General features: G+C 28.4%; 12 protein-coding genes. 8 read left to right on the forward strand and 4 right to left on the reverse strand.

What is annotated here, in order from left to right; genetic code table 11:
- From SY27_RS16095 to SY27_RS16110, 4 genes are all read right to left on the reverse strand, one after another.
- Positions 1–777, reverse strand: a complete 777-nt coding sequence (locus tag SY27_RS16095; RefSeq protein ID WP_045972238.1) for a sulfite exporter TauE/SafE family protein — start codon at positions 775–777, stop codon at positions 1–3.
- Complete coding sequence (locus SY27_RS16100) at positions 777–1409, reverse strand: Crp/Fnr family transcriptional regulator (protein ID WP_045972240.1); 633 nt, start codon at positions 1407–1409, stop codon at positions 777–779. The genes SY27_RS16095 and SY27_RS16100 overlap by 1 nt, the downstream gene beginning before the upstream one ends.
- Positions 1410–1618: 209 nt before the next feature.
- Positions 1619–2623 carry an SIMPL domain-containing protein gene (locus tag SY27_RS16105; RefSeq protein WP_045972242.1) on the reverse strand — a complete coding sequence of 335 codons (1005 nt, stop codon included), beginning with the start codon at positions 2621–2623 and terminating at the stop codon, positions 1619–1621.
- 19 nt (positions 2624–2642) lie between these two features.
- Positions 2643–3542: an SIMPL domain-containing protein gene (locus SY27_RS16110; protein WP_045972243.1), complete on the reverse strand. Its 900-nt coding sequence runs from the start codon at positions 3540–3542 to the stop codon at positions 2643–2645.
- A gap of 157 nt (positions 3543–3699) precedes the next feature.
- Between SY27_RS16110 and SY27_RS16115 the strand changes: the two genes are divergently transcribed.
- The 8 genes from SY27_RS16115 (at position 3700) to SY27_RS16145 (ending at position 9496) form a co-directional block, all read left to right on the forward strand.
- The gene (locus SY27_RS16115) at positions 3700–4602 is read left to right on the forward strand and encodes a hypothetical protein (RefSeq protein ID WP_045972245.1); all 903 of its coding nucleotides are present in this window, start codon (positions 3700–3702) and stop codon (positions 4600–4602) included.
- Positions 4602–5135 carry a hypothetical protein gene (locus SY27_RS16120; protein WP_045972247.1) on the forward strand — a complete coding sequence of 178 codons (534 nt, stop codon included), beginning with the start codon at positions 4602–4604 and terminating at the stop codon, positions 5133–5135. The genes SY27_RS16115 and SY27_RS16120 overlap by 1 nt, the downstream gene beginning before the upstream one ends.
- A complete protein-coding gene (locus tag SY27_RS16125; protein ID WP_045972249.1) occupies positions 5135–5671 on the forward strand; it encodes a hypothetical protein in 537 nt (178 codons plus the stop codon). The genes SY27_RS16120 and SY27_RS16125 overlap by 1 nt, the downstream gene beginning before the upstream one ends.
- 2 nt (positions 5672–5673) lie before the next feature.
- Positions 5674–5841 (forward strand): hypothetical protein, encoded by a 168-nt coding sequence (locus SY27_RS18920; protein ID WP_161794167.1) that lies wholly within the window; start codon positions 5674–5676, stop codon positions 5839–5841.
- Positions 5810–6031 (forward strand): hypothetical protein, encoded by a 222-nt coding sequence (locus SY27_RS16130; protein ID WP_045972251.1) that lies wholly within the window; start codon positions 5810–5812, stop codon positions 6029–6031. The genes SY27_RS18920 and SY27_RS16130 overlap by 32 nt, the downstream gene beginning before the upstream one ends.
- A 258-nt stretch (positions 6032–6289) precedes the next feature.
- Positions 6290–7417, forward strand: a complete 1128-nt coding sequence (locus SY27_RS16135; protein ID WP_369793076.1) for a VWA domain-containing protein — start codon at positions 6290–6292, stop codon at positions 7415–7417.
- 114 nt (positions 7418–7531) lie between these two features.
- Positions 7532–7957 carry a hypothetical protein gene (locus SY27_RS16140; protein WP_045972253.1) on the forward strand — a complete coding sequence of 142 codons (426 nt, stop codon included), beginning with the start codon at positions 7532–7534 and terminating at the stop codon, positions 7955–7957.
- An 81-nt stretch (positions 7958–8038) separates the two neighbouring features.
- Positions 8039–9496: a magnesium chelatase gene (locus tag SY27_RS16145; RefSeq protein ID WP_045972255.1), complete on the forward strand. Its 1458-nt coding sequence runs from the start codon at positions 8039–8041 to the stop codon at positions 9494–9496.
- Positions 9497–9801 lie beyond the last annotated feature (305 nt).

A 9801-nucleotide genomic window follows, 5' to 3' on the forward strand; every position in this document is an offset into this window, starting at 1 on the left:
CTACAATTCTTTAACTAAAATTAAGAAAGCCATAGCTAAGACAAAGTATGCAAACCCTTTTTTTAGCTGAGATTCATTTATAAATTTATTTAAAAAGATACCTAATAGGATTCCTAAAATAGAAATTGCCGAAAAAGAGATTAAGAAGAACCAGTCGATTGTTAAGTTTTGAACATCACCTAAAAAACCTATTGAAGAGTTAATTGCAATAATAAATAATGATGTTCCTATTGCTTTTTTCATGGGTAATTTGGCAAATAATACTAAAGAAGGGATGATTATAAATCCTCCACCAGCACCTATTAAACCTATAAGTATTCCAATTAAAAAGGTTTGAATAATAAGAGATGTAATACTAGACTTTTCTTTTACAATTCTTTCTTTTTTCTTTTTTAGCATTGCAATGGCTGATAGGAGCATAATAATTGCAAAAAGGAGCATTAAAAAAGTATTCTTTGATAAAGAAAAATATGAAGTGGTTATTATGGTGTCTGGAATTATCGGAATTATAAAGCGTCTTGTTAAATAAACACCTATAAATGATGGTACAGCAAACAAAATTCCATTATGAAAATCTACAAGCCCTTTTTTATAATTTTGGAACGCACCTACAACAGATGTTGACCCAACAATGAAAAGAGAATAAGCAGTAGCTACTACAGGGTTAATGTGTAAAACATAAACTAAAACAGGAACAGTTAACATGGAACCACCACCACCAGTGAGTCCTAAAACTAAGCCTATGAGCAATGCACCAATATAAGCAAATACTTCCATTACATTATAAGTATTTCAATCTTGTTTCTGTGTAATTTTATTTTGCCTTGAAGTTCTAAGCTTTTTAATAACCTAGAAATAACAACTCTAGAAGTGTGCATCTCATAAGCAATTTGCTGATGTGTATTGTTAATTTCAGTACTGCCAATAACTTTTGCTTTGTCGGTTAAATATTTATATAAGCGTTCATCTAAATTCATGAATGCTAGTGTGTCAATAGCTTCTAGCATTTCATTTAAACGAATGTTGTAACTGTCAAAAACAAAATTTCTCCAAGTTTTATATTTAGTTAACCATTCTTCCATTTTCTCAATAGGTATCATAAACATAGCACCATTGTTTTCTGCAACAGCTCTTATTTTACTTTTAGATTTCCCCATGCAACAGGTTAAAGTCATAGCACATGTATCGCCACGTTCTAAAAAATAAAGTAGCAATTCATCTCCATTTTCATCTTCTCTTAGAATTTTTATGGCACCATCAAGAAGTAATGGCATAGATTTAATATAATCGCCAATTTCAATTAAATTTTCATCGGCTTTAAAACTTTTATAAGTAGCTACTTTTTCAATTTCCTCTAGTAATGCTTCTTCAAAGATATATTCGTAAGCGTCTTTTAATTTTTCTTTCATGATTCTAAATATATTCAAAGATACTCTATTCTAAATAATTTTGTTTGCTACTTTTGTTACATAACTGGGACTGTTTAAAAAGATTAATTGCTTTTGCCTAAATGTTTCTTTTTTTGAAGACAATGTATTTTATGCAATAGCTCTTTTTTATATAGAATGTCAAAATAAAAAGCAGCGTGTAATATCAAATATTACACGCTATTTTTTTATTATAAATTCAAAGGTTTTACATCGCCATTTGCAGTAATAATGTAATAGCGATTATTTCGTATAATAGTATTTTTAGGAAGTTGATCTTCTTTTAATTTAATTTTAATGATTAAATCATAAAATATTTGAATTGTAGGTTCTGTAATATCGGCATTAACAACAAAAGTATGCGTTTTAGAAAGTGAAGCATCATAAAACTGGGTGTTGTTTTTTCTAATATTGTTTACAGTGCTTTCTGGTGCAAAATTTATACTAGCTTGGCTATAGGCAGTGTAATTTTTATAACTTTCCATTGGGTAAACTGTATTATATCCTTCGGTTAACGATTTCTCTTTTTTAAACAAATCAGTATTCATAATAGCAGAATAATTGGTTAACATTTGTTTATATTCTTCAGCAGCTTTAGTTTGTAGAACATCTCTAATATGGTCTAAATTACTGGTTACATAATCAACTTTTGCTAAATCATAAATTTCTTGTTTAGCACACACATTCATTATGGTGTTTAAATCGTTTGTTTTTTTGTATTTGATGATTAAGTTTTTCTTTAACTCAAATCCAGAAGGTTTTTCGTTATACGTTTTAGGATTAAAAATTTTCTTCTGAATTTCATAATCATACATTGGAACAAAAGAAATCATATCGATAATAATTTCAATTTCTGCATTAAATGCAGTAAGTTGCTTTATTACATTTTCCAAGCGTTCATCCATTAATTTTGTTGTTTCTTCTGCTGTTTTTCCTATTTGAAGCACACTAAAAACAGCTCGTTGCGAAGAAGCTTTTTCGTTATAAATTCCTTTAATTTGAATATACATTTCATTTTCATTACCAGTAGTTGTTTGAATCGTATTAACCTGATTGTTTTGATACTGATTTCGAGAATTGTAATTGCCACTAGAAAGTGCTTTTGCAGTTTCTGAATTTGCATTTCCAGAATGTTGTGCAAAGATTTCCAAACTTAATAATAAGGCAATAGCTAAGGTAAATTTTAAATTTTTCATTTTATTTCAGTTTTTAAATTTATAGTGAAGTGTCAATCTTATAAGAAACAGTTAGAGTAAGCGCATATTGAATTCCAACTTCTGATTTTGCCATATTAATTACTTTATCAAAATCATGGGTATCAATGCCATCATAAAAGAAAGTTGTGTTTTTTCGAGCCAACTTTTTTATGAAATTTTGATTTTGACTTAAATTTCTATAATACGTTTCTATTTCAGCACTTTCAAATGCTTGATATTTTTTATATTGAGATTGCGGAAAAAAGATTAAAAAGTCTTCCGAAGCATTTGGAGTGCCTATAATTTTCTTTTTAAATGTTTTAATGTAAAGGTCTTTTTTATGTTTCGCAATTTTCATGGCTTCTTCAAACAAATTAGAATGAATATTCATTATATCATCATTATAATAATCTACCTTTATAACATCATAAATAGCATATTTTGACGCTAGAGTAATAATACGTTCAATTTCGGCTAAGTTCCTACTTGAAATAATAATGTTCTTTTTTATTTCATATCCTTTCTGATACTCATTTGCTTTAGTAGCAGCAATGTTGTAATCATATACTTTTGTTTGCGATATAAAATCAACATAAATATCTTCCTTTTTTATATTCATGTTGTGTAAATCATGAGTAAAACCATTGATTCTTTTATTTAATATAGTATTACATTCAGAAACAGTTTCAGCCTCTTCATTAGTTCCTAAAACAAGTGTAAAAAAATCGGCCTTATTATTTAAAAGTACTTTTATAGACACCGTAAGAAGATTATCATTTATACTAATTGTGTTTTTAAAACTATTCTTAGAAGAACCATAATGAGAAGTAGAATTTGATTCATAAATTCGATTTCCACTAATTTGAGATTGTGTAGTAATACTTAAAAGAACAAGCAAAAACGATACATAATTTTTCATTTTTATAATTTTTTAAAGTTTATGCAGCAAACATATTGTTCATTTTAAAATGTGCAATGGTAAACACACTGCATATACATTGTAATGTTTTTTCAGTACATTTACAGGAGTTTTACAGTATGAATTTTTAAGATAAAAGTAGCTTTACAAAAGATTTATGACAGATATTGAAGTGTTTTATGAATTGAAGAAAAGTGTTTTAGAACACTATAAAAAACGCTATCCGTATTTTGATGGAAATTGGAAAAGTTTCAGTTCGCAAGATATTTTAAATCTTATTGATGATGTTCAGGAAAATACAAAAAATAGTGTAAGCGAAAAATGGATTTATACTCATTTAAAACCAGAAACTAATGAAAAATTGCCAAGAAAAGACATGTTGGATATTTTTTCACAATATGTAGGCAAAGAAACTTGGAACGAATATAAATTCGTTTTTTTAAATCAGACAAAAAAAGTTCAAAAGGAAAACAAGGCTTCAAGTAAAACAAAATATTGGATATTAGGCTTCGTAATTATAGTCTTGTTTTTATTCCTTTTTTGGAGAACAAAACAATCTGAAAACAAAACAAAAACAATAGAATTAAACGAAAAGTATAGCAACGATTCTATTTCTTCACAAACCACAAAAGCATTTGTAGTAGAAGATTCTGTTTTAACAGAAATTGCTATTGAAAACTCTAAGATAGAAGTAAAGGAGAACGCAAAAGTAATAGTAAAAGGTCCTTTTTATGAAGAAAGAATAGTTGATTTACAAAAAACACCCGAAATTAAAAAAGTAGTATTAGAACCAAATGATTATGCAAATATTCTACATGGTTTTATAAAAAGCGATATAAAAGACTGGCAAACAAGAAAAGAACAGTTAGACAAAATTTTAGACGAAAATGTAGAAGTTATAGTAATGTTACAAAATAATTTAGGAGCCGAATATTTTAATAAAGAAGAGTTTTCTCAAAAAGTAATTATTCCAACACCTTCGTTGAAACAATTGCAAATAGTAGAAATCAAAAAAAACACAGAAAATAAAATTATATTCATCCGATTAGTAAAACGATAATGAAAAACATAATATACCTATTTTTTTGTATTCCATTTTTTGCAATATCACAAAATAGTAATGCAAAAATAGTAAGCAATAAAAACAGCATTCTAGCAAATTTTTCAGAAACTTCAATAGTAGCTTATCAAGATGGTGCTGTTGAAAAAATAGAAGATTTCTATAGTTATCTAAATTTATATACACAAACTTCAAATGCGAATGTAAAAAACGAAATAAAAGCAAACATTGAAGCCATATTTCTAAATCAAAATTTAATTTTAACCGACATTGTTGAAGGAAATGAAGTAAAAAAAACAATGCAAGAACTCCTAGAAAAGTTCAAAAACACATCAACTCATTTTGAAACATCAAACTTTAAAAAAGAAATGGATTCAAACGGTAATTTCTTCCTTATTCATTATGATTTACAAGTGAAAAATGAAGAAAACAAACAATATAAAATACATCAAAAAGTATATTTTTTTCCAAGTATAAAAAACTTTGGAACAACACAAAAGAATGTTTGGCAACTTAAATTAGGCGAATTTTAATGCAATATAATAAGTACAATTTTCACAAATACACTTTTTGTGTTTTTCAAGAAGTTGAAAATAATATAGTAGAAAAATTAAATTTGAGTTATAAAAGCAAATCAGGAAGCGCCTATTATTTTACAGCAGAAGGAGTATATAGAGTTTCAAACCATTGGGGAAGAGCAGCAAACTGTAGATGGAGATTACATTCGAAAAACAAAACAGTAAATCAGGTTAAAAGAATTGGATATGCAAATTGGACCGATTTTTATCCAAATAATGAACATGAAAAATTATATTATATAGAAGTAAATTGGAAAACAAAAGAAGTTCATTTTCAACATAAAGAAAATCCAAATTACAATGATAAGTACATCCTTAGAAATGCAGCTATAACAGCAAAAAGAATCCAAACAATAAGAGAAATACTTTTAGAAGAAAACTGGGCAAAATATCTTATATTTGAAAGTATTGAAGACCTTCGGAAAGAAATAGTAAATCAATTAATTCAAACAGAAGATACATTCATAAAAATTAAACAAAATTACAGCTAAGAATGGGAAGAAGAAATGAAAACAATAGATTAGCACACAAGAAAAAAGTGGATGCCAAAAAAAATCGTGAAAACGAAGCAAAAGCAGCATTAAAAGCAAAAAAGAAAGCCATCCTCAATAAATTTAACCTAAACCCAAATGAATCAGGAACAACTAATACACCTTCATAACGAAATTCAAATCGTAATTGATGCTATGGCAGTTAAAGAATTTAAGACAGCTAATAATAAATTAGTCAAAATAAGTGATGAAATCGATGATTTATTAGATACTACAAAAGATGACAAGTTTCTAGTAGAATTAAGTAAATATCAAGTTCTTCTAAAACATTTACAAGTAAAATTAAATTCTGCGGAATAGATAATTTACTTAGATACAGCTTCAAATTATGCTTTTTTAATCCGTTAGATGTAATTAGTTTTTGATAAAAATTTTTCATTAGTTTTGAGTTGTTTTTTATTATAGGAGTGAGAAGCGTATCGAAAAATTTAGTTTCGTTTTGTCACATAAAAGAACTCGAACTAACTAGTATTTTAAATAATTTTACCTCAAAGATTATTCCTTTAACTAAAAATTAATACTTGTTATTTACATTGACTTATAAGATTATGTATCTTTATGTCAATGAAAAAGAATAGCATTACAAGTGGGTTTCAGTTTACCAAATATGAAGCACCATTTAAAACTCCATTTGAAAAATTATTTCCTATTTTCCAGGAATTAATTACGCACACTTCAGGCGATTTTGATGAAGCTATAGATTGGTTACGACAATTAGATGTAGAATACCAATTGACTACTCCTGAATATACTATTGATGATTTTATAGAAGATTTAAAGAAAAAAGGATACATTAAGGATGAAATAAAACCCGATGGATCTGGAGGAATGGCAATTACTGCAAAAACAGAAAGAGCCATTCGTCAGCATGCTTTAGAACAAATTTTCGGCAACCTTAACAAAGCAGGTTCGGGAAATCATAAAACCAAACAATCAGGAAAAGGAGACGAACAAACTGGCGATTTGAGAGAATTTCAGTTTGGAGATTCAGTTGAGCAAATTTCACTTACAGAAAGTCTCAAAAATGCTCAAATTAACAATGGAGTAGGGGAATTTAAACTAACCGAACGCGATTTGGTTGTAGAAGACAATCACCATAAATCTCAAATGAGTACAGTGTTAATGATTGATATTTCACACAGTATGATTCTCTATGGAGAAGATAGAATTACTCCAGCCAAAAAAGTAGCAATGGCTTTAGCCGAACTCATCACAACTCGTTATCCAAAAGACACATTAGATATTTTAGTATTTGGTAACGATGCTTGGACTATAAAAATAAAAGATTTACCCTATTTACAAGTCGGACCTTATCATACAAACACAGTTGCAGGATTGCAATTAGCAATGGATATTCTGCGAAGAAAAAGAAATACCAATAAGCAAATTTTCATGATAACCGACGGAAAACCAAGTTGTGTGCGTGAGAAAAACGGAGAATATTACATGAATAGTAACGGTTTAGACCAATATATTGTAGAAAAATGCTATAATCAGGCAGCTCAAGCACGAAAATTGCACATTCCAATTACTACTTTCATGATTGCTCGTGATCCTTATTTGCAACAATTTGTTAATTATTTTACCGAAGCCAATCAAGGAAAAGCATTTTACACGGGTTTAAAAGGACTCGGCGAAATGATTTTTGAAGATTATGAGAATAATAGGAAGAAAAAGATTCGTTAGGAAGTAATTAACGCTTAGTAATTAGTGAATAGTTGTTTGTACGTTGTACGTCCCTGATTGTTCAGGTTTGAGTTGTCAGTTCGAGCGGAATCGAGAATATTTTAATTTATATAGATGTATTTAGAAAATATACAACTTGATTTTTATAAAGGTTTTGAAGGAGAAGATGAAATACGATTTTATGCTAATCCAAAAGATGTATTATTTAAGAGGAATGAAAAAGAAATTATCCTTTTCAGGTTGTGGAATGCCTATTTTTCACAAATAATTGATGAACTGATTTCTAATATTGAAAATGAAGTCTTACCTAAATTCATTATTGATTATAATATATTAGAAGGTTGGACTTGGAATAATGAAGCAGTTTTAATTTTAGAAGAAGAAATTAATTGGTTTATAGAAAAAATAGAAAGTACAATATTGAATAGAGAAGAGAATATTAAAGATCAATTTTGGAGCTATGAATGTATTATAAACTTATATTCATATTTAAAATTTGTAATAGAAAATAATTTAGAATTAAGAATTTCAAAAGAATAATAGTAAAAAATAAAATTTTCATAATTTCCCATATCAGTATTCCAAAATAAAAAGAAAAATAATACAATATAAAATCATATAATGAAAAACATAAAAACAGTAGGCGAATTAAAAAAATCAGGATACCAATCTAAAAATATAAAAGACGAATTACGAACGAATCTAAGAAACAAAATAAAATCAGGAGAAACTACTTTTGAAGGTGTTCACGGATTTGAAAATACAGTAATTCCAGAATTAGAAAGAGCCATTTTATCACGTCATAATATTAATTTATTAGGACTTCGTGGTCAAGCCAAAACCAGACTAGCTCGTAAAATGATTGAATTGCTAGATGAATACATTCCAGTTGTGGAAGGTTCGGAAATAAATGATGATCCATTAAACCCAATTTCTCGTTTTGCTAAAGAGTTAATTAAAGAAAAAGGAGATGAAACTCCAATTACTTGGTTACACAGAAGTGAACGTTTCTATGAAAAATTAGCAACACCAGATGTAACTATTGCCGATTTAATAGGTGATGTGGATCCAATTAAAGCAGCTAATTTAAAATTAAATTATGCAGACGAACGTGTCATTCACTTTGGGATGATTCCGCGTGCACATCGTTGTATTTTTGTTATTAATGAATTACCCGATTTGCAAGCACGCATTCAAGTAGCGTTGTTTAATATCTTACAAGAAGGAGACATTCAAATTAGAGGCTTTAAATTAAGATTGCCAATAGATGCTCAGTTTATATTTACTGCAAACCCAGAAGATTATACTAATAGAGGGAGTATTGTAACGCCATTAAAAGATAGAATAGGCTCTCAAATATTAACACATTATCCAGAAAGTATTGAGATTGCCAAAACAATTACAGAACAAGAAATAAAACTAGATAAAAACCAACATGAAACAGTTTATGTACCTAGTTTAGCAAAAGATGTTTTGGAACAAATTGTATTTGAAGCAAGAGAAAGCGAATATGTAGATATAAAAAGCGGGGTTTCGGCACGATTAAGTATTACAGCTTATGAAAATTTGATTTCTACAGCAGAAAGAAGAACTTTATTGGCAGATGAAGACAAAACAACCGTTCGCTTATCCGATTTTATGGGTATTATTCCTGCTATAACAGGAAAAGTAGAATTAGTGTATGAAGGAGAACAAGAAGGAGCAGCAATAGTAGCGCAATATTTAATAGGTGATGCCATTAAGACATTATTTCCAAACTATTTTCCAAAGATTGAAAAATTAGAACGCGAAGAAGAGAAAAATGCTTATACTGAACTATTAGAATGGTTCTTTACAGAAAGTGGTTTTGAATTATTAGATCATTTTACAAATGATCAATATCAAAAAACACTAGATGCTGTCCTACCATTAGAAAATATAATTCAAAAATACCAACCTGAATTTTCAAAAGAAGACAAATATTTTTTAAAAGAATTTATTCTTTGGGGATTAGTAGAACACGAAAAATTGTCTAAAAACCGTTTTCAAACAGGATATCAATACAAAGATTTATACAGCAATTTTTTGAGTAGATTATAATTTTTAAGTAAGTCATTTATATCATTGAAGGTGGTGGAGTTTCTAGAAAAAAGAAGCTATTATAGCCCAATATTGCTGCTACAAAAGTTGAAATATAGACACTTCCACCATCTTTTAAATATAAATTTCCATTGGGTATAACTTTGGTGCACTTTCTGATGGCAACCATTCAAATTTTTCTTCCATAGTGGTTGTGCAGGAAACCAAAATTAAANTATAAATTTCCATTGGGTATAACTTTGGTGCACTTTCTGATGGCAACCATTCAAATTTTTCTTCCATAGTGGTTGTGCAGGAAACCAAAA

This window comes from Flavobacterium sp. 316 (genome assembly GCF_000967805.1).
Classification (GTDB): domain Bacteria; phylum Bacteroidota; class Bacteroidia; order Flavobacteriales; family Flavobacteriaceae; genus Flavobacterium; species Flavobacterium sediminilitoris.